This window comes from Streptomyces glaucescens, from assembly GCF_000761215.1.
Taxonomy (GTDB): Bacteria; Actinomycetota; Actinomycetes; order Streptomycetales; family Streptomycetaceae; genus Streptomyces; species Streptomyces glaucescens_B.
The window spans coordinates 1176634-1198915 of record NZ_CP009438.1 but is presented as its reverse complement, the minus strand read 5'-3'; the positions used below and the strand labels follow the sequence as shown (position 1 = coordinate 1198915).

19 protein-coding genes are annotated in these 22282 nt (G+C 76.0%); 11 read left to right on the top strand and 8 right to left on the bottom strand.

Annotation, left to right across the window (positions count from 1 at the left end; genetic code table 11):
• Positions 1–70: 70 nt before the first annotated feature.
• Genes SGLAU_RS05130 through SGLAU_RS05120 form a run of 3 tightly spaced genes read left to right on the top strand, consistent with a single transcriptional unit; the run spans position 71 to position 2015 of the window.
• A complete protein-coding gene (locus SGLAU_RS05130; RefSeq protein ID WP_043498737.1) occupies positions 71–820 on the top strand; it encodes a cysteinyl-tRNA synthetase in 750 nt (249 codons plus the stop codon).
• Entirely contained in the window at positions 817–1368 is a 552-nt protein-coding gene (locus tag SGLAU_RS05125; RefSeq protein ID WP_043498734.1) for a SixA phosphatase family protein, read from the top strand. Before SGLAU_RS05130 ends, SGLAU_RS05125 begins: the two co-directional genes overlap by 4 nt.
• Before the next feature lie 20 nt (positions 1369–1388).
• Positions 1389–2015, top strand: a complete 627-nt coding sequence (locus SGLAU_RS05120) for a YigZ family protein (protein ID WP_043498733.1) — start codon at positions 1389–1391, stop codon at positions 2013–2015.
• Between the two features lie 27 nt (positions 2016–2042).
• On the opposite strand, the gene SGLAU_RS05115 is transcribed toward SGLAU_RS05120, so the two are convergent.
• Entirely contained in the window at positions 2043–2942 is a 900-nt protein-coding gene (locus SGLAU_RS05115; protein WP_043498732.1) for a LysR family transcriptional regulator, read from the bottom strand.
• Between the two features lie 95 nt (positions 2943–3037).
• Between SGLAU_RS05115 and SGLAU_RS05110 the strand changes: the two genes are divergently transcribed.
• The 3 genes from SGLAU_RS05110 (at position 3038) to SGLAU_RS05100 (ending at position 8809) form a co-directional block, all read left to right on the top strand.
• Positions 3038–4243, top strand: a complete 1206-nt coding sequence (locus SGLAU_RS05110) for an MFS transporter (RefSeq protein ID WP_078957605.1) — start codon at positions 3038–3040, stop codon at positions 4241–4243.
• A 221-nt stretch (positions 4244–4464) separates the two neighbouring features.
• A complete protein-coding gene (locus tag SGLAU_RS05105) occupies positions 4465–5628 on the top strand; it encodes an exonuclease SbcCD subunit D (RefSeq protein ID WP_043498731.1) in 1164 nt (387 codons plus the stop codon).
• 190 nt (positions 5629–5818) lie between these two features.
• Positions 5819–8809 carry an AAA family ATPase gene (locus tag SGLAU_RS05100; RefSeq protein WP_043498729.1) on the top strand — a complete coding sequence of 997 codons (2991 nt, stop codon included), beginning with the start codon at positions 5819–5821 and terminating at the stop codon, positions 8807–8809.
• Here SGLAU_RS05100 and SGLAU_RS05095 read toward each other — a convergent pair.
• A complete protein-coding gene (locus tag SGLAU_RS05095; protein ID WP_043498728.1) occupies positions 8803–9249 on the bottom strand; it encodes an Lrp/AsnC family transcriptional regulator in 447 nt (148 codons plus the stop codon). The genes SGLAU_RS05100 and SGLAU_RS05095 overlap by 7 nt on opposite strands.
• Before the next feature lie 211 nt (positions 9250–9460).
• Between SGLAU_RS05095 and SGLAU_RS05090 the strand changes: the two genes are divergently transcribed.
• Complete coding sequence (locus SGLAU_RS05090) at positions 9461–9949, top strand: rhodanese-like domain-containing protein (protein WP_043498726.1); 489 nt, start codon at positions 9461–9463, stop codon at positions 9947–9949.
• Positions 9950–10023: 74 nt separating this feature from the next.
• Positions 10024–10869 carry an SDR family oxidoreductase gene (locus SGLAU_RS05085; protein WP_043498725.1) on the top strand — a complete coding sequence of 282 codons (846 nt, stop codon included), beginning with the start codon at positions 10024–10026 and terminating at the stop codon, positions 10867–10869.
• 25 nt (positions 10870–10894) lie between these two features.
• Here the strand turns inward: SGLAU_RS05085 and SGLAU_RS05080 are convergent, their stop codons facing one another.
• Positions 10895–12586 (bottom strand): DUF885 domain-containing protein, encoded by a 1692-nt coding sequence (locus SGLAU_RS05080; protein ID WP_043498722.1) that lies wholly within the window; start codon positions 12584–12586, stop codon positions 10895–10897.
• Positions 12587–12678: 92 nt separating this feature from the next.
• Complete coding sequence (locus SGLAU_RS05075; RefSeq protein WP_043498719.1) at positions 12679–13158, bottom strand: Lrp/AsnC family transcriptional regulator; 480 nt, start codon at positions 13156–13158, stop codon at positions 12679–12681.
• Positions 13159–13217: 59 nt separating this feature from the next.
• On the opposite strand from SGLAU_RS05075, the gene SGLAU_RS05070 reads away from it, so the two are divergent.
• On the top strand, positions 13218–14363 hold the full coding sequence (locus SGLAU_RS05070; protein ID WP_052413631.1) for a trans-sulfuration enzyme family protein: 1146 nt from the start codon (positions 13218–13220) through the stop codon (positions 14361–14363).
• A gap of 53 nt (positions 14364–14416) precedes the next feature.
• On the opposite strand, the gene SGLAU_RS05065 is transcribed toward SGLAU_RS05070, so the two are convergent.
• From SGLAU_RS05065 to SGLAU_RS05055, 3 genes are all read right to left on the bottom strand, one after another.
• Positions 14417–15790 carry a GNAT family N-acetyltransferase gene (locus SGLAU_RS05065; RefSeq protein ID WP_208868885.1) on the bottom strand — a complete coding sequence of 458 codons (1374 nt, stop codon included), beginning with the start codon at positions 15788–15790 and terminating at the stop codon, positions 14417–14419.
• A gap of 196 nt (positions 15791–15986) precedes the next feature.
• The gene (locus tag SGLAU_RS05060; protein WP_043498716.1) at positions 15987–17561 is read right to left on the bottom strand and encodes an alkaline phosphatase D family protein; all 1575 of its coding nucleotides are present in this window, start codon (positions 17559–17561) and stop codon (positions 15987–15989) included.
• Between the two features lie 114 nt (positions 17562–17675).
• On the bottom strand, positions 17676–19124 hold the full coding sequence (locus SGLAU_RS05055; RefSeq protein ID WP_043498715.1) for a PLP-dependent aminotransferase family protein: 1449 nt from the start codon (positions 19122–19124) through the stop codon (positions 17676–17678).
• A gap of 47 nt (positions 19125–19171) precedes the next feature.
• On the opposite strand from SGLAU_RS05055, the gene SGLAU_RS05050 reads away from it, so the two are divergent.
• Positions 19172–20104: a DMT family transporter gene (locus SGLAU_RS05050; protein WP_043498713.1), complete on the top strand. Its 933-nt coding sequence runs from the start codon at positions 19172–19174 to the stop codon at positions 20102–20104.
• 145 nt (positions 20105–20249) lie between these two features.
• Here the strand turns inward: SGLAU_RS05050 and SGLAU_RS05045 are convergent, their stop codons facing one another.
• On the bottom strand, positions 20250–21113 hold the full coding sequence (locus SGLAU_RS05045; RefSeq protein ID WP_043498711.1) for an alpha/beta fold hydrolase: 864 nt from the start codon (positions 21111–21113) through the stop codon (positions 20250–20252).
• A 189-nt stretch (positions 21114–21302) separates the two neighbouring features.
• Here SGLAU_RS05045 and SGLAU_RS05040 point away from each other — a divergent pair, with 189 nt between their 5' ends.
• On the top strand, positions 21303–22187 hold the full coding sequence (locus SGLAU_RS05040; protein WP_043506302.1) for an RNA polymerase sigma-70 factor: 885 nt from the start codon (positions 21303–21305) through the stop codon (positions 22185–22187).
• Positions 22188–22282 lie beyond the last annotated feature (95 nt).

Genomic DNA, 22282 nt, shown 5'->3' with positions numbered 1-22282 from the left:
GCGGACGGCGGGCGAAGATTCCCGGCCCCGCGCACCTGCGTCCGGCAGGGTCCGGGCCTACGCTCGCACCGTGCTGCGCATCATCGACGCCGGAACCGGCGAAGTCGTCGAGGCCGCCCCCGCCCGCCGCGGTCTCACCCGGGTCGAGGCCCACGCGCCGGGCCTCGACCCCACGGCCCTGCGCGTGCTGCTGGTCGCCGACGTGCTCGTGCGGGCCCTGGAACTCGGCGGGACACCGGTCTGGGGGCTGCTCAGCGCGGAGGACCGGCGCACGGAGCTGCGCGCGGCGGCCGGCACGCTCGGCGTCCGCCCCCTGGAGGACCGGGCGCAGGCGGGGCCGGGACCGGGTGAGCGGCAGGTCCTGCACGTCGTCGCGGAAGGGGCCGAGGCGCCCGACGGGGTGCGGGTGGGGGTGGCGGCGGTGGAACCGGCCCGGCCGCCGCATGCGCCGGGGGACGGGGCCCGGGCGCTGCTGAACGGTGATCCGGCGGTGCTGCGGCTCGCGCTGCTGGCCCGGCGCCGCGGGGAGCCGGCCCGGCTGGACCCCGAGGCGCTGGCCGCGGCCGGGCGGACCCTGGGCCGGTGGCGGCGGGCCGTCGCCGGGTGGGCACGGGAGCCGTCGCGACCGGTCCCCGAGGAGGTCCGCGGACGGCTCCGGGCCGCCTGGGAGGACGACCTGGACGTCCCCGGCGTGCTGCGGGTCCTGCGGTGGGTGGAGAGCGAGCCGGAGCTGCCGGACGGCGCCCGTTTCGAGACGTACGTCTACGCCGACCGCCTCCTGGGCCTCGACCTCGCCCGTGACCTGGGGGTTCTCGCGTGACGGTCCCTGCGGGAGCCGGTGTGCCGCGTCGTCTGGTGGTGCTGCGGTATGCCAAGTCGGCCCGGCCGCCGGAGGACTGCGGGGTCCCCGACCATGATCGTCCGCTCGCCCCGCGCGGGCGCCGGGACGCCCCGGCCGCCGGGCGGGCGCTCGCCGCCGCGGGCTGCCTGCCGGACCTCGTCCTGTGCTCCACCGCCCTGCGCGCGCGGGAGACCTGGGAACGGGCCGCCGCCCGGTGGGCCACCCGGCCGCCGGTCCGGCACGACCCGCGGCTGTACGCCGCCGGGGCGGCCGGACTGCTCGCCGTCGTGCGCGAGGTGCCGCCCGAGGTGGGCACCCTGCTGCTCGTCGGCCACAACCCCGGGCTGGAGGACCTGGTCCTCGGCCTCGCCGGGGACGGCCTGGACGACACCCTCGACCGGGTCCGGGCGAAGTTCCCGACCTCGGCGATCGCCGTCCTGGCCTGGCACGGCGCCGACTGGGGCGCGCTCGCCCCCGGCGCGGCCCTGCTGACCCGGCTGACGGTGCCCAGGGGCAGGCCCGGGTAGCCGCCGCATAGGCTGGCCGGATGCAGGACGAGTACCGCACGGTCGCCCGCGCGGGCGTGCACGAGACCGAGGTCAACCGCTCCCGCTTCCTGTGCGCCCTCGCACCGGCGGCGACCGAACGGGAGGCGCAGGAGTTCATCGCGCGCGTGCGCAAGGAGCACGCCGACGCCACCCACAACTGCTGGGCGTACGTCGTCGGCGCCGACGCCGGGATCCAGAAGGCCAGCGACGACGGCGAGCCCGGCGGCACCGCCGGTGTCCCCATGCTCCAGATGCTGCTGCGCCGTGACGTGCGCTACGTCGCCGCCGTCGTCACCCGCTACTACGGCGGCGTGAAGCTCGGCGCGGGCGGGCTGATCCGGGCGTACGGCGGCGCGGTCGGCGAGGCGCTGGACGCGCTCGGCACGATCACCCGGCGCCGGTTCCGGCTGGCCACGGTGACCGTCGACCACCAGCGTGCGGGCAAGGTGCAGAACGACCTGCGCGCGACCGGCCGCGAGGTGCGGGACGTGCGCTACGGCGAGGCGGTCACGATCGAGATCGGCCTGCCGGACGCCGACGTGGACGCCTTCCGGGCCTGGCTCGCGGACGCCACCGCGGGGACGGCCGGGTTCGAACTGGGCGGGGAGGCGTACGGGGACGCGTGAACACGGCCCCGCCGCCGTGACCCCCTCCTACCCCCGGGCGAGGCTCTCGCCGACCACCCGTGCGAAGGCGCGGGCCTGCGGGGTGCCGGTGCCGCGGGGCAGGACCAGGCCCAGCCGGGAGTCCGGCAGACCCTCGACCGGGACGAACGCCAGCGAGGCGCGACCGCTGTGGTACCGGGCCGTCGAGCGGCAGAGCAGCATCGCTCCGCGGTCCGCCGCCGCGAGCGAGAGACCCTCCTGCAGGGTGTTGACCAGCGGCCCGGCGGGGATCGGCCGGCCGCCCGGTGTCACCCGGGGGGCGTGCGCCCGCCGCCAGTACCCGGGAGCGCGGTCGTGGACGCCGATCAGCCGGCAGTCCGCCAGTTCCTCCGCCGAGACCGATGCCCGCCCCGCCAGCGGGTGCCGGGCGGAGAGCGCGAGGGTCTGCGGCTGCCGCGAGAACACCGGGCCCAGCTCCAGGTCGTCCTCCGCCACCGGGAGCAGCACCACCGCGCAGTCCACCTCCTTGCGGCGCACCGGCCCGAACGGGTCGGACAGCGCGATCTCCGCCACCTCGATCGCACACGCCGGGCAGCGGTCCTGGAACAGGGCGACGGCCTGGGCGAGAGCGTCGTCCACGGTCCCCTGGAAGCCGATCCGCAGGACGCCGCCCACCCCGCGCGCGGCGGCCCGCGCCTCGTCGACGGTCGCCCGCAACGCCTCGTAGGCCGGGCGCAGCGACGACAGGAAGGACTCCCCGAGCGGTGTCAGGCGCACGCGGCGGCTGGTGCGCTCCACCAGCGGGGCGCCGATCCGCCCCTCCAGCGACCGCAGGAGCTGGCTGACCCGGCTCTGCGACACGTACAGCCGCTCGCCCGTGCGGCCGAAGTGCAGTTCCTCCGCGAGCACGAGGAACGCCTCCAGCTCGCGGATCTCCGGACCGCCCACGGCCGCCCCCTCCCGCGTCGATCGAGTAGCCCGGCTCATCGAACCATGAGGGATCGGCCGTTGTTCCCGCAGGTCGCGGCGGCTTGGCTGAACACATGGCACAGACAGGGAAGTTCACAGCCGTGACCCCGGACCGCCCGCGCCCGTGGGGCGGTGGCCGGCCCGCCGTCATCGCCGTCGCCGGCGCGACGTTCACCGTGGTCACGTCCGAGATGCTGCCGGTGGGCCTGCTCACGCCGATCGGCGGCGCGCTGCGGGTGACCGAGGGCACGGCCGGTCTGACGCTGACCGTCACGGGGCTGGTGGCCGCGGTGTCCGCGCCGCTGCTCACCCCGGCTCTGGGCCGCTTCGACCGCCGCCCGGTGCTGTGCGGTCTCATGGCGGTCATCGTCGCGGGAAACCTGCTGGCCGCCTGGTCCCCGCACTTCGCGGTCATGGTGGCGGCGCGGGTCCTGGTCGGTCTCGGCATGGGCGGGGTGTGGGCCGTCGCGGCCGGTCTCGCGGTACGGCTGGTCCCGGGCAGGTCCGTGGGGGCGGCCACCTCGCTGATCTTCAGCGGTGTCGCGGTGGCCTCGGTGCTCGGCGTCCCCGCGGGCACGTACATCGGTGAACTCGCCGGCTGGCGCGCTGCGTTCCTCGGCGCCGCCGCCCTCGCGCTGGTGGTGCTGGTGGCCTTGGCGGTGCTGCTGCCGAAGCTGCCGGCCGACCAGGAGGTCCGGTTCGGCGGCGTGCTGCGGGCCGGCGGCGACGCGCGGGTGGCGACCGGGCTCGGTGTGGTGGCGCTCCTGGTCACCGGGCACTTCGCCGCCTACACGTACGTGCGGCCGGCCCTGGAGGAGATCTCCGGGGCGAGCACACCGGTCATCGGCACGCTGCTGCTGGTGTACGGCGTGGCAGGCGTGGCCGGCAACTTCGCCTGCGGCGCCGGTGCTTCGCGCTCCCCGCGCGGTGTGCTCGCGGTGATCAGCCTGGTGCTGGCCGCGACGGTCGGCCTGGTGCCCCTGATCGGCGGTTCGGTGATCACGGCGACGGCGCTGCTGGCGGTCTGGGGCCTGTCCTACGGCGGTCTCTCGGTCTCCGCCCAGACCTGGCTGCTCGCGGCGGCCCCCGAGGCGCGGGAGGCGGTGTCGGCGCTGTTCGTCGGCGTGTTCAACGGTTCGATCGCGCTCGGAGCGTTCTCGGGTGGCCTCGCCGCGGACGGTGCGGGCGTCGAGGCCGTGATGTACCTGGGGGCGGCGCTCGCCGTCGGCGCGCTGGCGGTGGCCGCCCTCGGCCGCGCGCCGGCCGGCGGCCACCGCTGACCGGCACGGCGTGGTCCCGAGTGAGGTGCACGACCCACGGCGGACCGCATAGCGGACATATCGCGGCATTCTCCGTCAACTGCGTGCGGGAAGTCCGAGGCCGGTGGGGGGCGAGGGGCCGAAGGCGTTAGCGTGGTGGCCTCCAGGGGCGCGAACCCGGAGCTGGTTCGTGCTGGTCTTTGAGGGGCTCGAGGGTTGAACGCGCAGGTCAGAGAGATCCCATGAGAGTGCTGCACACGTCCGACTGGCATCTCGGCCGGGCGTTCCACCGGGTGAACATGCTCGGGGCCCAGGCCGGCTTCATCGACCACCTCCTCGACACCGTGCGGGAGCGCGCGGTGGACGCGGTGGTCGTGTCGGGAGATGTGTACGACCGCGCGGTGCCGCCCCTCGCCGCCGTCGAGCTGTTCGACGACGCCCTGCACCGGCTGGCCGGGCTCGGCGTGCCGACCGTGATGATCTCCGGCAACCACGACTCGGCGCGCCGTCTCGGCGTGGGCGCCGGGCTGATCGGGCGGGCGGGCATCCACCTGCGCACCGATCCCGCGGAGTGCGGCACCCCGGTGCTGCTGCGGGACGCCTTCGGGGAGGTGGCCTTCTACGGGCTGCCGTACCTCGAACCCGCCCTGGTGAAGGACGAGTTCGGGGTGACGGGGGCCGGTCACGAGGCGGTGCTCGCCGCCGCCATGGACCGGGTCCGCGCCGACCTCGCCACCCGCCCGCCGGGCACCCGCTCCGTCGTCCTCGCCCATGCCTTCGTCACCGGGGGAGAGGCCAGCGACAGCGAACGGGACATCACCGTCGGCGGTGTCGCCGCCGTGCCGGCCGGAGTCTTCGACGGCGTCGACTACGCAGCGCTGGGCCATCTGCACGGCTGCCAGGCCATCACCGACCGCGTGCGCTACTCCGGCTCCCCGCTGCCGTACTCCTTCTCGGAGGCCCGGCACCGCAAGAGCATGTGGCTCGTCGACCTCGACGCCGACGGCGCGGTGACCGCCGAGCGCCTCGACTGCCCGGTGCCCCGCCCGCTGGCACGCATCCGCGGCACCCTCGAGGAACTGCTCGCCGACCCGGAGCTGGCCCGGCACGAGGAGGCGTGGGTCGAGGCCACCCTCACCGACCCGGTCCGCCCCGCCGAGCCCATGGCCCGCCTCACCGAGCGCTTCCCGCACACCCTCAGCCTCGTCTTCGCCCCCGAACGCGCGCCGGACGACCCCGACGTGTCCTACGCGCGCCGCCTGGCCGGCCGCAGCGACCGGCAGATCGCCGAGGACTTCGTCACCCATGTCCGCGGCGCCGGACCCGACGAGCGGGAACGGGCGGTGCTCCAGGAGGCGTTCGACGCGGTCCGCGCGGACCGGACGGCACGGGAGGTGTCCGGATGAGGGCATGCGACGCGACCGTGCGGACACCCCCCGGGGCGTACGGCTCCCCGGCGGGCCGGCCCCCGGTGTGCGCGCCGCGCGCGGGACGCGAAAGGGCCGGCGCGGCGGAGCGGGCCCTGGACGCCGGCCGGCGGACGGCGCACACACCCGCGCGTCCCGCCGCGCGCCCGCGGCGGGCGGGAGCCGCCCGATGAGGCTGCACCGGCTCGACATCACCGCCTTCGGGCCGTTCGGCGGCTCCCAGAGCGTCGACTTCGACGCGCTGTCCGCCGCCGGGCTGTTCCTGCTGCACGGGCCGACCGGCGCGGGCAAGACCTCCGTGCTGGACGCCGTCTGCTACGCGCTGTACGGCTCGGTGCCGGGCGCCCGGCACAGCGGCCAGGGCACCGGCCTGCGCAGCGACCACGCCGCACCCGGCACCCGCACCTCGGTCACGCTGGAGCTGACCGTCGCCGGACGCCGCCTGGAGATCACCCGGCAGCCGCCCTGGGAGCGCCCCAAGAAACGCGGCACCGGCACCACCCTGGACAAGGCCCAGACCTGGCTGCGCGAGTACGACCCCGCGGCCGGCGCGTGGCGCGACCGCAGCCGCTCCCACCAGGAGATCGGCGAGGAGATCACCCAGCTCCTCGGCATGAGCAGGGAACAGTTCTGCCAGGTCGTGCTGCTGCCGCAGGGCGACTTCGCGCGGTTCCTGCGCGCCGACGCCGAGGCTCGCGGCAAGCTGCTCGGCCGGCTCTTCGACACCCAGCGCTTCGCCGAGGTGGAGAAGCGGCTCGCCGACCGCCGCCGGGCCACCGAGGCCGCGGTGCGCGAGGGCGACGCGGCCCTGCTGGCCGACGCCCACCGGATGCAGCAGGCGGCGGGCGGCACCATGGAACTGCCCGAGCTGTCCCCCGGCGACCCCGGCCTGGCGGACGCCGTGCTGGGCGCCGCCGCGATCGCCCGCAGCACCGCCCGCGAGGAACTCGCCGTCGCCGGCTGCCGCCTCGCCGCCGCCGAGTCCGCGCGGGCCGCCGCCGACCGCGCCCTGGACGACGTACGGGAACGGGCCCGCCTCCAGCGGCGGTTCGCCGACGCCCGGCAGCGGGCCCGGCTGCTGGAGGAGCGGGCCGGCGCCCACCGCGAGGCGCAGGCCCGGATGGAGCGCGCCCGCAAGGCCGAAGCCGTCGCACCCGCCCTGGAACTGCGCGAGTCCGCCGACGCGGAGCACCGCCGCGCGGTCACCGCCGAGGCCCACGCGCGCGCGGCGCTGCCCGCGCGGTACGCCGGCGCCGGTGCCGCCGGGCTCGCCGCCGGAGCCCGCCGGGCCGCCGAGGAACTGGGCGGACTGGAGTCCGCCCGCCGCGCCGAGCGCCGCCTCACCGGCCTGGACGCCGAACGCGCCCGCCTCGACCGCCAGGAGCGCGCCGACGAGGAGATCCTCGCGGAGGCGGAGTCCTGGCTCGCCGGATGGGAGACCGCCCACGCCAGGCTGCGCGCCCGGGTCGAGTCCGCGCAGGAGGCCGCCGGGCGGGCCGAACAGCTCGCCGAGCGGCGCGAACCGGTCCGGCGGCGACTGGAGGCCGCCCGGCAGCGCGACCGGCTCGCCGAGGAGGCGGACGCCGCCCGGCGGCAGGCCCTGGCCTCGGCCGAGGCGGCCGCCGAAGCCCGCGCCCACTGGCTGGACCTCAAGGAACAGCGGCTGAACGGCATCGCCGCCGAACTCGCCGCGGGCCTCGCCGACGGGGAGCCCTGCGCGGTCTGCGGGGCCACCGACCACCCCGCCCCGGCCCGCAAGGTGGCCGGGCACGTCGACCGGGAGGTGGAGGAACGCGCCCTCGCCGGCCACCAGCGCGCCGAGGAGCGGCGCGCCGCGGACGAACGGCACCTGGCCGCCGTACGGGAGGCCCTGGCCGCGGCCGGCGCCGAGGCCGGGGACACGCCCACCGACGTACTCGCCCGCGAGGCGGAGGAGGTGGAGCGGGACTACCGGCGGGCACGCGCCGACGCCTCCGCGCTGCACGCCGCGCGGGAGGAACTGCGCCACGCCGAGCAGGAGCACGAGCGGCGCACCGCCGCCCGGCAGCAGGCCGAGGTGCGGGCCGCCGCCCGGGTCGGCCACCGGGAGCGGCTGGAGAGCGAACGGGCCGCCCTGGAGGAGGAGCTGGCGCAGGCCCGCGGCACGGCCGGCAGCGTGGCCGCGCGCGCCGCCGAGCTGGAGGGACGGGCTGCCCGGCTCACCGAGGCCGCCGAGGCCGTCCGCGCCGCGGAGGACACCGCCCAGCGCCTCAAGGAGGCCGACGCCCGGCTCGCGGACGCCGCCTTCCGGGCCGGCTTCGACACCCCGCAGGCCGCGGCCGCCGCCCTCCTCGACGACACCGCGCACCGGGAGCTGCAGCACCGGCTGGACGCCTGGCAGGCCGAGGAGGCCGCCGTCCGCGCGGTGCTCGCCGAGGCCGACACGGCCGCCGCCGCCGGACAGCCGCCCGCCGACCTGCCCGCCGCCGAACGGGCCGCCGCCGACGCGGAACGCCGGGTGCGGGAAGCCGCCTCGGCACGGGACGCCGCCGCCCGGCGCTGCGCGGAGCTGGACCGCCTGTCCGCGCGCGCGGCCACCGGTGCGCGCCGGCTGGCGCCGCTGCGCGAGGAGTACGACCGGGTGGCCCGGCTCGCCGGACTCGCGGCCGGCACCTCGGCGGAGAACGAACGCCGGATGCGCCTGGAGGCGTACGTCCTCGCCGCCCGGCTGGAGCAGGTGGCCGCCGCCGCGACCGTACGGCTGCGGCGCATGTCGTCCGGCCGGTACACCCTGGTGCACTCCGACGACCGGGCCGGCCGCGGTCGCAGCGGCCTCGGACTGCATGTCGTCGACGCCTGGACCGGGCGGGAACGCGACACGGCGACGCTGTCCGGGGGCGAGACCTTCTTCGCCTCCCTCGCCCTCGCCCTCGGCCTCGCCGACGTGGTCACCGACGAGGCCGGCGGGGTCCGCCTGGACACCCTCTTCATCGACGAGGGCTTCGGCAGCCTCGACGACCAGACCCTGGACGAGGTGCTGGACGTGCTCGACTCGCTGCGCGAACGCGACCGCAGCGTGGGCATCGTCAGCCATGTCGCCGACCTGCGGCGGCGGATCCACGCCCAGCTGGAGGTCGTCAAGGGCAGATCGGGGTCGGCGCTGCGGCAGCGGGGTCACTGACCGAGCGGACGGCGGGGCAGCGGGGACGAGTAGACGACGCTGGTGGTCACCGAGCCGAGCGTCCCGATCCGCCCCGACACCTCCTCCAGGTGCCGCATCGAGCGGGCGGCCACCTTGATGACGAAGCAGTCGTCGCCGGTGACGTGGTGCGCCTCCAGGATCTCCGGGGTCGCGGCGACCAGGTCGTGGAAGGGCTTGTAGTTGCCGGTCGGGTAGCGCAGCCGGACGAAGGCGAGGATGGGCAGCCCCAGCCGCTCCGGGTCCACCACGGCGGCGTACCCCCGGATCACCCCCGCCTCCTCCAGACGGCGCACCCGTTCGGTGACCGCACTCGGGGACATGGAGACGGCCCGGGCCAGCTCGGCGAAGCTGGCGCGGCCTTCCCGCTGGAGGACGTCGAGGATGCGCCAGTCGGTGGCGTCCGGGGAAAACGCGGTCATGGCCGATGGATAGCAGGGGAATCCCCGGTGGATCAAGGAGGGGGCCGGGGAACGCCCCTTCAGACAGTTGATCATCGACCGTAGATTTCTGGTCATCGGACCACACGGGTTCGCACACCACGTTCCGGACGACGGAGTCCGGACGGCACGGGTCCGGCCGCCACGGGCCGGACGCCACGGGTTCGCGAACCACCACAGAGGGAGCCTCGCGATGACCGCGACCACCGCCGCCACCGCCACCAGCCCCGTCCTGCGGGTCGCCCCCGCCGCGCCGGCGGACGCCGCCGCGTACTTCCGCGCCGGCCTCGTCTTCCACGCCGACGTCTCCGACGTCGCCACCGCGCTCGCCGCCGACGGCGATCCCGGCTTCGTCGTGCTGGACTCCCGGTCCACCGCGGCGTGGGACCAGGGGCACGTCCCCGGCGCGGTTCACCTGCCGACCGCGCTCATCCCGGAACAGGCCGAGCGCCTGCTCGACAAGTCGGTGCCCGTGGTCACGTACTGCTGGGGGCCCGGATGCAACGGCGCGACCCGGGCGGCCCTCGCGCTCGCCGAACTCGGCTTCCGCGTCAAGGAGATGCTGGGCGGGTTCGAGTACTGGGTGCGCGAGGGGTTCGAGTACGAGACCTGGGAGGGGCGTGAGCGGCGGGCCGCCGACGCGCTGACGGCGCCGGTGGACTCCGGGGACTGCGGCTGCTGAGGCCCGGCTGGCCGGCGGGCCCGGCGGAAAAAGGGGGATGCCGGGGGCCCGGGGCGCCTCGCATCATGATCCGTATGCCTCGACTTCCGCATCCCACCCCCGAAGAGCTCCGTCGTGACCCGCTGCCGCTGCGCGGGCGGACCGCCCTGGTCACCGGGGCCAGCCGGCGCGGCGGCATCGGATACGCCGTCGCCCGGCGCCTCGCGGCCCACGGCGCGAGCGTCTACCTGCACCACCACGTGCCGCACGACGCCGGGCAGCCGTGGGGCGCCGACCGGCCGGAGGAAGTCGCCGCCTCCGTCCGCGAGGTCCTCGGCGACCCGCGGGCGCGCGTCGTCCACGGCCCCGGCGACCTCGCCGACCCGGCCGCTCCCGCGGAGCTGATCGCCACCGCCGCCGAGGCGCTCGGCGGACGGCTCGACATCCTCGTCGCCAACCACGCCCTCAGCGGCTCCGACGGCACCCTCGACACCGTCGACGCCGCGATGCTCGACGCGCACTGGGCGGTCGACACCCGCGCGGTGGTGCTGCTGGTGCAGGCCTACGCCCGGCTGCGCGCCGCCCTGCCGCCCCGCACACCCGGCGGGCGCGTGGTGCTGATGACCTCGGGACAGGACCACGGCGGCGGCATGCCCGGCGAAATTGCCTACGCCCTCCAGAAGGGCGCCCTCGCCTCCGTCACCCGCTCCCTCGCCACCACGCTCGCCGAGCGGGCGGTCACCGTGAACGCGGTCAATCCCGGACCCGTCGACACCGACTACCTGTCGGGCGAGGCCTACGACTGGGTCGCCTCCCGCTTCCCCGCCGGACGCTGGGGCATGCCGGACGACCCGGCCCGCCTCATCGCGTGGCTGGCCACGGACGAGGCGGGCTGGATCACCGGTCAGGTGATCGACTCCGAAGGCGGGTTCCGCAGGTGACGGACGCGCGCGGCGCCGCGGCGGGTCAGAGCCGGGACAGCTCGTCGACCAGGTCGTCCAGGCCCAGCGACCCCTGGGAGAGGGCGGCCATGTGCCAGGCCTTGAGGTCGAAGGCGTCGCCGTGCCGCTCGCGCGCCCTCTCCCGGCCGAGCAGCCAGGCCCGCTCGCCCAGCTTGTAGCCGATGGCCTGGCCGGGGATCGTCAGGTAGCGGGTCATCTCGCTGGAGACGTAGTCCTCCGGGCGGCTGCTGTGCGCGCCGTAGAACTCCTCGGCCAGCTCCGGCGTCCACCGCTCGCCCGGGTGGAACGGCGAGTCCGCCGGGATCTCCAGCTCCAGGTGCATGCCGGTGTCGACGATCACCCGGAGCGCCCGCATCATCTGCGCGTCCAGGTAGCCGAGCCGCACCTCGGCGTCCGTGAGGAAGCCCAGCTCGTCCATCAGCCGCTCCGCGTACAGCGCCCAGCCCTCGGCGTTGGCGCTGACCAGCCCGACGGAGGCCTGGTACCGGGACAGGTCGTCGGCGACGTGCGCCCACTGCGCCAGCTGGAGGTGATGGCCGGGCACGCCCTCGTGGTACCAGGTGGAGACCAGGTCGTAGACCGGGAAGCGGGTCTGGCCCATGGTCGGCAGCCAGGTGCGGCCCGGACGGGAGAAGTCCTCCGACGGCGGCGTGTAGTAGGGGGCGGCGGCGCTGCCGGGCGGGGCGATGCGCGACTCCACCCTCCGCACCCGCTCGGCGAGTTCGAAGTGGGTGCCGTCCAGCTTCTCGATGGCCTCGTCCATCAGGCCCTGGAGCCACGTCCTGGTCTCCTCGACGCCCTCGATGTGCCGGCCGTGCTCGTCGAGGTGCGCGAGCGCCGCCCACGGGGTCGCGGCGCCGGGCAGGATCCTCTCCGCCTCCGTGCGCATCTCGTCGAGGAGGCGGTGGAACTCCGACCAGCCGTAGGCGTACGCCTCGTCCAGGTCGAGGTCGGTGCCGTTGTAGTAGCGCGCCCAGCGGGCGTAGCGGTCCCGGCCCACCGTGTTCGGGGCACCCTCGACGGCCGGCGCGTACACCTCGCGGATCCAGTCCCGCAGCTCCGCCACGGCCGCCGTCGCCGCCCGGGCGGCCTCGTCCAGCCCGGTCCGCAGGGCCGCGGGGCCGGCCGCGGCGAAGTCCTCGAACCAGCCGCGGCCGTTCCCGTCGGTGTCCGCCCACTCGGTGAGCTGCTCGAGGAAGACGGCGGTCGGGCGGGGGCCCGCGTACAGCTTGCGCTCCAGGCCGAGGGCGAGGGACTCGCGGTAGCCGGCCAGCGCTGCGGGCACCGCCCGCAGCCGCTCGGTGATCGCCGCCCAGTCCTCCTCGGTGTCCGCCGGGGTCACCGTGAACACCTCGCGCACGTGGTGGGCGGCCGTGCTCATGTTGCCGACCGCGCGCAGTCCCTCGTCGGCCTCGTGCACGGCGAGTTCGGCGGTCAGCCGCTCGCGCAGCAGCCGGGCGCAGCGCCGCTCGATGTCGCGGTCCGCGCCGGGCCGCCGCTCGGCCTGGTCCAGCCGCGCCAGCGTCCGGCGCGCCAGCTCCGCCAGCGCCTCCTGGCCCGCGGGCGAGGTGTCGGGCAGCCGGCTCGAGCTCTCCCTCACTCCGAGGTAGGTTCCGGTCACCGGGTCGAGGGCGATGAGCTCGTCGACGAAGGCGTCGGCGACCTCACGGGGCAGCGGGATCTTGGTCTCTGACATGCGGACCATCCTCGTACGACGGCCCCGGCCCGTCACCGGGTTTGCGCCTGCGGGGGGATCGGCCGGGCCGGTCCGAACCGACCGGCGGGACGTCACTGGTGCGCGGGCGGCAGCAGGGGGCCGCAGTCCCACTGCTGGAAGATCAGGCGGGTCTCCACCCGGGCCACCTCGCGGCGGGCCGTGAACTCGTCGAGGACGAGCCGTTGCAGGTCCGCCATGTCGGCGACGGCGACATGGACGAGATAGTCGTCGGGGCCGGTGAGGTGGAAGACGGTCCGGGACTCCGGCAGCGCCCGGATGCGGTCCACGAACGGGCCCACCAGCTCCCGCCGGTGCGGCCGGACCTGCACCGACAGCAGTGCCTCCAGACCACGCCCCAGCTTGGCCGGATCCAGCCGGAGCTGGTGCCCGAGGATCACGCCCGCGCGGCGCAGCCGGGTCACCCGGTCCAGGCAGGTGGACGGCGCCACCCCGACCTGCGCGGCGAGGTCCCGGTAGGTCGTCCGGGCGTCGTTCTGCAACAGCCGCAGCAGATGGAGGTCCACCGGATCCAGTACGACAGATTCGGCCACCGGCCGAACGTAACACGGGGTTCCCGCATCCGACCCCGGCCGGTGTTCACCCTCTCGCCATGGAGACAGCGCGCACCAAGTCACCGACCCGTACCCGGGCACTGGCCACCGAGGCCGTGCACGCCGGCCGCGACGACCTCGCCGGGCAGGGCCTGCACGTCCCGCCGATCGACCTGTCGACCACCTACCCCTCCGCCGACAGCCGGGCCGAGGCCGCCCGGATCGACGCGTTCGCCACGACCGGCGCCGAGCCGGACGGCCCGCCCGTCTACGCCCGCCTCGGCAACCCCACGGTCGCCCGCTTCGAGACCGCGCTCGCCCGGCTGGAGGGCACCGAGACCGCCGTCGCGTTCGCCAGCGGCATGGCCGCCCTCAGCGCGGTCCTGCTGGTGCGGGCCTCCCTGGGCCTGCGGCACGTGGTGGCGGTGCGCCCGCTGTACGGCTGCAGCGACCACCTGCTGACCGCCGGGCTGCTCGGCTCCGAGGTCACCTGGACCGACCCGGCCGGCATCGCGGAGGCGCTGCGCCCGGACACCGGCTGCGTCCTCGTCGAGTCCCCGGCCAACCCGACCCTCGCCGAGGTGGACCTGAGGGCCGTCGCCCACGCCTGCGGGTCCGTGCCGCTGATGGTCGACAACACCTTCGCCACACCCGTGCTCCAGCGTCCCGCCGAGCACGGCGCCCGACTGGTGCTGCACAGCGCCACCAAGTACCTGGGCGGGCACGGCGACGTACTGGCCGGGGTGGTGGCCTGCGACGAGGAGTTCGCGGGCCGGCTGCGGCAGGTCCGATTCGCCACCGGCGGGGTCCTGCACCCGCTGGCCGGATACCTGCTGCTGCGCGGCCTGGCCACGCTGCCGGTCCGGGTGCGGGCCGCGTCGCGGACGGCCGCCGAACTCGCCCGCCGGCTCGCCGCCGACCCGCGGGTCGAGCGGGTGCACTACCCCGCCATCGGCGGCGCGATGGTCGCCTTCGAGGTGCACGGCGACCCGCACGCCGTCATCGGCGGGGTCCGGCTGGTGACCCCGGCCGTCAGCCTCGGCAGCGTCGACTCCCTCATCCAGCACCCGGCGTCCATCAGCCACCGCATCGTGGACGCCGAGGACCGCCGGGGCGCCGGGGTCAGCGACCGGCTGCTGCGGCTGTCGGTGGGCCTGGAGGACGTCGACGACCTGTGGGCCGACCTGGACGGCGCCCTCGGGTGAACGAGCGAACGGCCCGGTGTCCGCCGGGCCGTTCCTCGCAGCGAGCGCGCCGATCAGTCGCGCGCGGGCAGCCCGCTGGCCGCCGGGGCCGCCGCCAGCCGGGCCGTGATCACCAGGGTGCCCTCCTCGATCTGGTAGTCGAGGGGCAGGCCGAGGCCGCGCATCGCGGCGACCATGCCGGTGTTGGAGGACTGGGTGACGGCGTAGACGCTCTCGCAGCCCGCCTCCGCCGCCATCGCCACCAGGCGGCCCAGCAGTTCGGTGCCGATGCCGCGCCGCTGCCAGGCGTCCTCGACGAGCAGCGCGACCTCCGTCTCGTCGCCGTCCCACAGCAGGTGGCCGAGGCCGACGACGCGCCCCGAGGCGGTCCGCACGGCGAGCGTGCGTCCGAAGCGCGGGGAGAGCAGGTGGTTGAGGTAGCGGTCCGCGTCGCCGACCGGCCCGTGGTAGCGCATGGCGAGGGTGCGGGCCGAGCACCGCTCGTGCATCTCCTTCGCCGCCTCCACGTCGCCGGTGTCGGCCCGGTGCACGGTGATGGCGTCGCCCTCCGGCAGGGTCAGCACGTCCCGGCCGCGCGGGACGCGGGGGCCGAGCCGGGAGTCCAGCTCCACCAGCGCCCGGGCCCGTGCGAACTCGGTCGGGGTGAACGGCAGGTACGGCCGCTCCACGGTGATCACACCGCCCTCCGGGGCGCGCAGCCGCAGCACGGTGTCCTCCAGCACCCCCTCCGCCGGTACGGCGTCGGCGTCGCCCGCGCGCCCGGCCGGGGCCGCGGGGAGCTGGCGGATGGTGCACCGGCCCAGCAGCTGGCGCAGCGCGAGGGGAAGTTCGGCCGCGTCCAGGGCGGTGCGGGTGGCCAGGCCGAGGATCCGGGTCGGGGCGTCCACCAGGTCGTGGGCGTCGGCCCGCTCGATCCAGGTGCTGGTGCCGCCGGCCAGGGACACCGCCCGGGTGATCTCGCCGGCGCCGAGCGTTCCGGGGGCGCGCAGCAGGAACTCGTCGACCGTGCCGTCGCCCAGCGGATGGGTCTGCAGGCTCAGGATGTCCACCCGGTGGCCGGCGAGGGCCGAGCAGAGCGCGGCCAGGGAGCCCGGCTCGTCCCGCACGGTCGTCCGCAGCCGCCACAGCGCGTTGTGGGGGGAGACCTCGTCGGCCGCCGTCCGCCCGGCGGTGCCCGGCCGGGCACCGGTATCGTCGGCCGGCGGTGCGTGGCCGTGGCGGCGTGCCCACCAGGTGTGGAAGGCCGCGGTGGCGAGCAGCACGACCGCGGAGACCACCAGCAGCGTCGGGCCGTCGGGTCCGTGCCCGATGAGGTTGGCCACGGCGTCGGCGACCGCCACGGCGGTGAAGAGGGCGGCGAGTTCGACGACGTCCCGCCGCCAGTGGTGCACGGGACGGCCGTTCTTCGCGCGCGTCACATCAGTCATCTTCCGCTTCATGCACCCACTGTGAAGGAACGGTGTTGCGCGATCACGAACAGTATGTGACTGATGGGTTAAGCGGGTTTCTGTCCCGTTTGGGGTTCAATTGACGGTTCAATGGGGCCGTCTTCGTCATCGCGGTGTGCATGTCGCGCACCGTGGGATGACAGCGGTGCGCGACACGGTGACGAGGGTACGGGATCTACTGGCCGACCAGGCCCGGCCGGAGCACCTTGGTGAACAGCACGGTGCCGTCCTGCTCGCGCAGCCGGACCGTCAGTTCCGCGCTGTCGCCGTCGATGTCGACCTCCCCGAAGAACTGGTAGCCCTCCGCGGGCGAGACGTTCGCCCTCGTCGGAGCCTTCACGAACACCCGCTCCGGGCCGAACGTGCCGTCGAGCGCGACGGCCGGGAAGGCCCCCGCGTTCAGCGGACCCGAGACGAACTCCCAGAACGGCTCGAAGTCGGTGAACGCGGCGCGCGACGGCTGGTAGTGCTGCGCCGAGGTGTGGTGCACGTCCGCCGTCAGCCAGACCGTGCCGGTGATCCGCCGGTGCTTGACGAACCGCAGCAGCTCGGCGATCTGCAGTTCCCGGCCGAGCGGGACCCCCGGGTCGCCCTGGGCCACCGCCTCGATGTTCGGTTCGCCGTCCCCGGTGTCCGGCACGACGAGACCGAGCGGCATGTCGGACGCGATCACCTTCCACACCGCGCGCGACCGGGACAGCTCCCTCTTCAGCCACTCCAGCTGCTCGCGGCCGAGGATGCCCTCCCGGTCGGTGGCCTGGTCACCCGGGGAGTTCGCGTTGCGGTGGGTCCGCATGTCCAGCACGAAGACGTCCAGCAGCGGGCCGTGGCGCTGCACCCGGTGGACGCGGCCGCCGGGGCGGCGCAGCGTGGAGACCGGGAAGTACTCGGAGAACGCCCGCCGGGCCCGCGCGGCGAGCACGTCCACGCTCTTCTCCGTGTACCGGCTGTCGCCGAGGATCTCGCCCGGGTACCAATTGTTGGTGACCTCGTGGTCGTCCCACTGGACGATCGACGGCACGCGCGCGTTGAACGCCCGCAGGTTCTCGTCCAGCAGGTTGTAGCGGAAGTTGCCGCGGAACTCGGCGAGGGTCTCGGCGACCTTCGCCTTCTCCTCGGTCGTGACGTTCCGCCAGATCCGCCCGTCGGGCAGGGCCACCGTCCCCGTGATGGGGCCGTCGGCGTAGACGTTGTCGCCGGAGCACAGGAAGAAGTCGGGGTCCACGGCGGCCATCGCGTCGTAGATGCGGTAGCCGCCGAGCTCCGGGTTGATGCCCCAGCCCTGCCCGGCCAGATCGCCGGACCAGACGAACCGCACGCCGTCGCGGCGCCGGACGGACGCCGTGCGGAAGGTCCCGGTGACCGGCTCACCGGTGCGGCGCGGGTCGTCCGGGTCGGCCAGCAGCACCCGGTAGTGGATCTGCTCGCCGGGCGGCAGGCCGCGCAGCCGGGTGGTCCCGGTGAAGTCGGTGTCCGCGCCCAGCAGCGGGCCGTGCCATCTGCGCGTGGTGCGGAAGGACTCGGTGGCCGACGTCTCGACGATCATCCGGGCGGGCCGGTCCGAGCGCACCCACACCAGCCCGGAGTCCGTCGTCACATCGCCCGTCTGCACGCCCCAGCCCGCCCGCGGACGCCCCGACAGGGCGAGGGCGGGCGCCGCGCCGAGACCGGCGGGCAGGGCCAGGGCGGCGGACGCGGCGAGTGAACCGCGCAGCACGGCGCGGCGGTCGGGGTGCGGACGAGATGCCATGAGAGGGCCTCCGGGCGGGATCCGGCCAATGGATGAGGCCACACCTACTGGTACGCCGCGGCGTCCACGCAAACCGCGGGTGAACAACCGGCCGCACGCGGACCGCGGCGCGGGTCACGCCGCCTCGGCCATCAGCCGGACCCCCTCCCGGATCCGGCCCGGCGACAGGTGCGCGTACCCCACCACCAGCCGTACGGCCCCGGCCCGCCCCGGATCACCGTCCGGCCGGTACCGGCAGTCCGACAGCGGGCGTACGGCGACCCCGGCACCGGCCATGCGCGCGAGGAAGGTCTTCTGCGGGCCGTACCGCTCGGGCAGTGTGACGATGACGTGCAGACCGGCGGCGATCCCGGACACCCCGGCGCCGGGGAAGTGCTCCTCCAGGGCGGCGACGAGCGCGTCCCGCCGCTCCCGGTAGGCCCGCTGGCAGCGGCGCAGCTGGCGGTCGTAGTCGCCACGCTCCAGGAACCGGGCGAACACCGCCTGGTCGACACTGGGATGGCCGAGGTCGACGGCCCGCTTGCGCCGGACGACGTCCTCGGCCAGCCACCCGGGCACCACGAGCCAGCCCAGCCGCAGCCCGGGCGCCAGGGACTTGCTCACCGAGCCCGTGTAGGCGACCCGCTCCGGGTCCAGGCCCTGGAGCGCGCCGACCGGGGCCCGGTCGTAACGGAAGTCGCCGTCGTAGTCGTCCTCGAGCACCAGGCCGTCCACCGACCGCGCCCAGTCGAGGAGTTCGGCGCGGCGCCGCGCGGAGTAGCCGATGCCGGTGGGGTACTGGTGCGCCGGAGTGGTCACGACGGCCCGCACGCCCGCGTCGCGCAGCGGGCCCGGAGCCAGCCCCTCCTCGTCCAGCGGCAGCGGCACGGCGGAGATCCCGGCGGCGGCGTACACGTCGTCGTGCTGCGGGCTGCCCGGGTCCTCGACCCCGATCCCGCCCGCACCGCGCGCCCGCAGCGTGCCGCAGACCAGCGAGATCGCCTGGGTCACCCCCGAGACCACCACGATCCGCTCCGGGTCCGCGACCACACCGCGCCGCCGGGCCAGCAGGGCGGCCAGCGCCGTGCGCAGCCGGGGCAGACCGCGCGGGTCGGGGTAACCGAGCCCGCGGTGCGGCAGCTCGGCGAGCTCCTGCCGGTGCGCCGCCGCCCAGGCCGCGCGCGGGAACAGCGACACGTCCGGCGTCCCGGGCACGAAGTCGGCCCGCGCGCCGGCGGCGCGCGGCGCGAGGTCCCGCGCGCGCGGGCGGGCCGCCCGCGCGGCCTCGCCCACCCAGGTCCCCGCCCCCCGGCCGCTGCGCAGGTACCCCTCCGCCGTCAGCTGCTCGTACGCCTCCGTGACCAGCCCGCGCGACACCCCGAGGTCCGCGGCGAGGTCCCGGCTCGACGGCAGCCGCGTCCCCGCCGCCAGCCGCCCGGAGCGCACCGCCTCCCGCAGCGCCGCCTGCAGGGCCCGGCCCCTCGACCGCACCGGTGCCGAGGCGGCCGGCAACAGCACCTCCCAGGCGGCCGAGCCGCCCTCCCGGCCGCCGGGGGGAAGCGAATTGGTCCGGGACACCGTCATGGAAGTGGACCTTAATCCGGGCCGCCGCGCTCCCTAGCGTCGGCCCCATGAACGCCACCACCCGCGGCTGCCTGCTCGCCGCGCTCGCCTGCGTCCTCGTCGGAGGATCCTTCACCGCCAACAGCCTCCTCGGCGACTACCCGTACGCCGGCGGCCAGTTCCTGCGCTACACCCTCGCCTGCCTGCTCCTCGTCCCGCTGGCCGGTCCCGGCGCCGCCGCCCGGCTGCGCTCCCTCGCCCCCCGGCAGTGGGCACGCCTCGCGCTGCTCGCGGCCGTCGGCATGGTCGGTTTCAACCTGGCGGTCCTGGCGGCGGAACGCACCGCCGAACCCGCCGTGCCGGGCGTCCTCGTGGGCTGCGCGCCCGTCGTCGTCGCCGTGCTCGTCCCGCTGCTGGACGGCAGGCGGCCCCGGCGGGCGGTGCTGTCCGGGGCGTTGCTCGTCGCCGTCGGCGCCTTCACCGTCCAGGGCTGGGGCCGCACCGACGGCGCCGGACTCGGCTGGTCGGTGTGCGCGCTGGCCGGCGAGGTCGGCTTCGCGGTCCTCGCCGTCCCCGTGCTGCGCCCGCTGGGGCCGCGCCTGCTGTCCGCCACGGTGTGCGGCGTCGCCGCGCTGGAGTCGGCCGCGGCCGGACTCCTGCTGGACGGCACCGGCTGGCTGCGCCGTCCCGACGCCACCGAGACCACCGCCCTGCTGTGGCAGGCGGCGATCGTCACCGTCATCGGCTTCGTCTGCTGGTACATGGGCATGCAGCGGATCGGCGCGGAGCGCGCCACGCTGTTCTCCGGGCTGATCCCCGTCGCCGCCGCCTGCACCGCCCCGCTCGTCGGCACCGGCTCCTACGGCCTCGCCCAGGCCGTGGGCAGCGCCCTGGTCGGTGCGGGAGTCGCGCTGGGCTCCGGAGCGCCGGGGCGGGCCGCACGGCCGCGGTCGCTGCCCGTCGACGAGGGGGCGCGCCCGCTCGCACACGAGCGGGAGTGAGCCGCCAGGTCCCGGCCGGCGAGTCCGCGCGAGCCCGCCGCGCCCTCCCGCAGCACGGCGGGCCGGCGCCGGCCCGCACCGCCGGACCGAGGAACCTCGCGGGGCTAGGGACGCCGCCGTGCGGGGGCAGGCTGCGGTGAGGGGGTCACGCGTCCGGCCGCCCGGCTCCCGCGGGCTCCTGGCGGCTGCCGTCGAGCAGGACGCGGGCGACCAGTGCCGGGTCGTCGTTCATCGGGACGTGCCCGCAGCCGGGCAGCCGGACCAGCCGGGCCCGTGGGATGACGGTCTTGGCGCGGACGCCCTGCCGGGGCACGAGCAGCCGGTCGCGGCTGCCCCACGCGACGGTGACCGGCAGGCCCGGCACATCCTCGGTCCACCGGACGGAGCGGCCCGAGCGCAGGGTCTCCGTGAAGCCCGGCGCCTGGGCCAGCGCCCGGGTCTCGGCCACCACCGCCGCGGCCGGGCGGCGTGCCGGGCGGGCGTAGATGGTGCTCGTCAGCAGGGTCCGGCCGGCCGCGGACGGCGCCAGCCGCTCGACCACCGACGGGGGCGTGCGGCGGGCGATGCCGCGCATGGCCGACAGCACGCCGAAGGCGTAGCGCCGCTCGGCCTCCGACCAGAAACCGGCCGGGGACAGCGCCGTCACCGAACGGACCGCGCCCGCGCGGCCGAGCTCCAGTGCCAGCAGTCCGCCCAGCGAGTTGCCCGCCACGTGCGGCCGCTGAAGCCCCAGCGCCGCGCACAGCGCGGTGAGCACGGCCGTCATCGTCGGCAGGTCGTGCGCCAGTCCGTCCGGGAGCGCGGGGGACTCCCCGAAGCCGGGCAGGTCGACGGCGATCACGTCGCGCTCCTTGGCCAGCACGGGGATCACCGGGTCCCAGGCCTGCCGGTGGTGGCCGATGCCGTGCAGCAGGAGCAGCGATTCGCCGTCGCCCGCGCGCGTGTACGAGACGGTCATGGGCCGGGGTCCGGAGGGAGTGGGGACCTCGAAGGAGACGGTGGCGGACATGCTGCTCCTCGTCGTTGCGCCGGCGACCTTGCTCAGACACCTTGTCAGCAATCACTACCGACGGGTAGCCCCCGGAAGCCACCGGCCGCGTCCGAGCGCACGCCCCGGCACGCCGTCCGCCCGTGCCATCCGCCGCGCGCACTCCGGAACCGCCTGGACACCACCGCACGCGTCCGCTGGGATGTGGCCGTGACCACCGACACCGCCACCGACGTCTTCGAAGAACACCGCCCCCTCCTCATGGGGGTCGCCTACCGCATGCTCGGCCGGGTGGCCGACGCGGAGGACGTGGTCCAGGACGCCTGGCTGCGCTGGGCCGGCGCCGACCGGAGCGAGGTGCGCGAGCCGCGCGCCTACCTGGTGCGGATCACCACCCGCCTCGCCGTCGACCGGCTCCGCCAGATCAAGGCGCGCGACGAGACCTACGTCGGCCCCTGGCTGCCCGAGCCGTACGTCACCGCCTACGAGGACACCGTCCCGGACGCCGCCGAGCGCGCCCTGCTCGCCGACTCCGTCTCCCTCGCCGTACTCGTCGTCCTGGAGTCGCTGTCGCCGCTGGAGCGCGCGGTGTTCGTGCTCCGCGAGGCCTTCGGCTACCCGTACGCCGACATCGCGGCCCTGCTCGACCGCGGCGAGCCGGCCGTGCGGCAGATGGCGGGCCGGGCCCGCAGGCACGTCGACGAGCGGCGGTCCCGCTACGACGTCGACCCGGCCCAGCGCCGCGACCTCACCGAACGCTTCCTCGCCGCCGCCGAGGGGGGCGATCTGGCCGGCCTGATGGCGCTGCTCGCGCCCGACGTGCGGCTCGTCGGCGACAGCGGCGGCAAGTCCCGGGCGCCGCTGCGGATCCTGCGGAGCGCCGACAAGGTGGGCCGCTTCCTCATCGGTGCCGCCGGGAAGCGCGGCCCGATGTCCTTCCGGATCCTGGAGGTCAACGGCGGGCCCGCCCTCCTCGCGATGGACGGCGACCGGCCCGACTCCGTGTTCCAGCTCGACGTCCTCGACGGGCGCGTCCAGTCCGTCTACATCGTGCGCAACCCCGACAAGCTGCGGTCCTTCACCGCCGGCGCCTGACCGGAGCCCTTCCCCGCGGCGAAGCCCCCGTCCCATGACGGGGGCTTCGCCGCCGTGTCACGAAACGCCGGACCGTGCGAACGCCGCATGAACGC

Bases quoted from the DNA above. Each gene is read 5' to 3' on its own strand.
- SGLAU_RS05065 (WP_208868885.1), bottom strand. From the start codon at position 15,790: ATGACTGATGTGACGCGCGCGAAGAACGGCCGTCCCGTGCACCACTGG.
- SGLAU_RS05060 (WP_043498716.1), bottom strand. From the start codon at position 17,561: ATGGCATCTCGTCCGCACCCCGACCGCCGCGCCGTGCTGCGCGGTTCA.
- SGLAU_RS05100 (WP_043498729.1), top strand. From the start codon at position 5,819: ATGAGGCTGCACCGGCTCGACATCACCGCCTTCGGGCCGTTCGGCGGC.
- SGLAU_RS05055 (WP_043498715.1), bottom strand. From the start codon at position 19,124: ATGACGGTGTCCCGGACCAATTCGCTTCCCCCCGGCGGCCGGGAGGGC.
- SGLAU_RS05080 (WP_043498722.1), bottom strand. From the start codon at position 12,586: ATGTCAGAGACCAAGATCCCGCTGCCCCGTGAGGTCGCCGACGCCTTC.
- SGLAU_RS05120 (WP_043498733.1), top strand. From the start codon at position 1,389: ATGCAGGACGAGTACCGCACGGTCGCCCGCGCGGGCGTGCACGAGACC.
- SGLAU_RS05090 (WP_043498726.1), top strand. From the start codon at position 9,461: ATGACCGCGACCACCGCCGCCACCGCCACCAGCCCCGTCCTGCGGGTC.
- SGLAU_RS05110 (WP_078957605.1), top strand. From the start codon at position 3,038: ATGGCACAGACAGGGAAGTTCACAGCCGTGACCCCGGACCGCCCGCGC.
- SGLAU_RS05070 (WP_052413631.1), top strand. From the start codon at position 13,218: ATGGAGACAGCGCGCACCAAGTCACCGACCCGTACCCGGGCACTGGCC.
- SGLAU_RS05050 (WP_043498713.1), top strand. From the start codon at position 19,172: ATGAACGCCACCACCCGCGGCTGCCTGCTCGCCGCGCTCGCCTGCGTC.
- SGLAU_RS05105 (WP_043498731.1), top strand. From the start codon at position 4,465: ATGAGAGTGCTGCACACGTCCGACTGGCATCTCGGCCGGGCGTTCCAC.
- SGLAU_RS05095 (WP_043498728.1), bottom strand. From the start codon at position 9,249: ATGACCGCGTTTTCCCCGGACGCCACCGACTGGCGCATCCTCGACGTC.
- SGLAU_RS05045 (WP_043498711.1), bottom strand. From the start codon at position 21,113: ATGTCCGCCACCGTCTCCTTCGAGGTCCCCACTCCCTCCGGACCCCGG.
- SGLAU_RS05085 (WP_043498725.1), top strand. From the start codon at position 10,024: ATGCCTCGACTTCCGCATCCCACCCCCGAAGAGCTCCGTCGTGACCCG.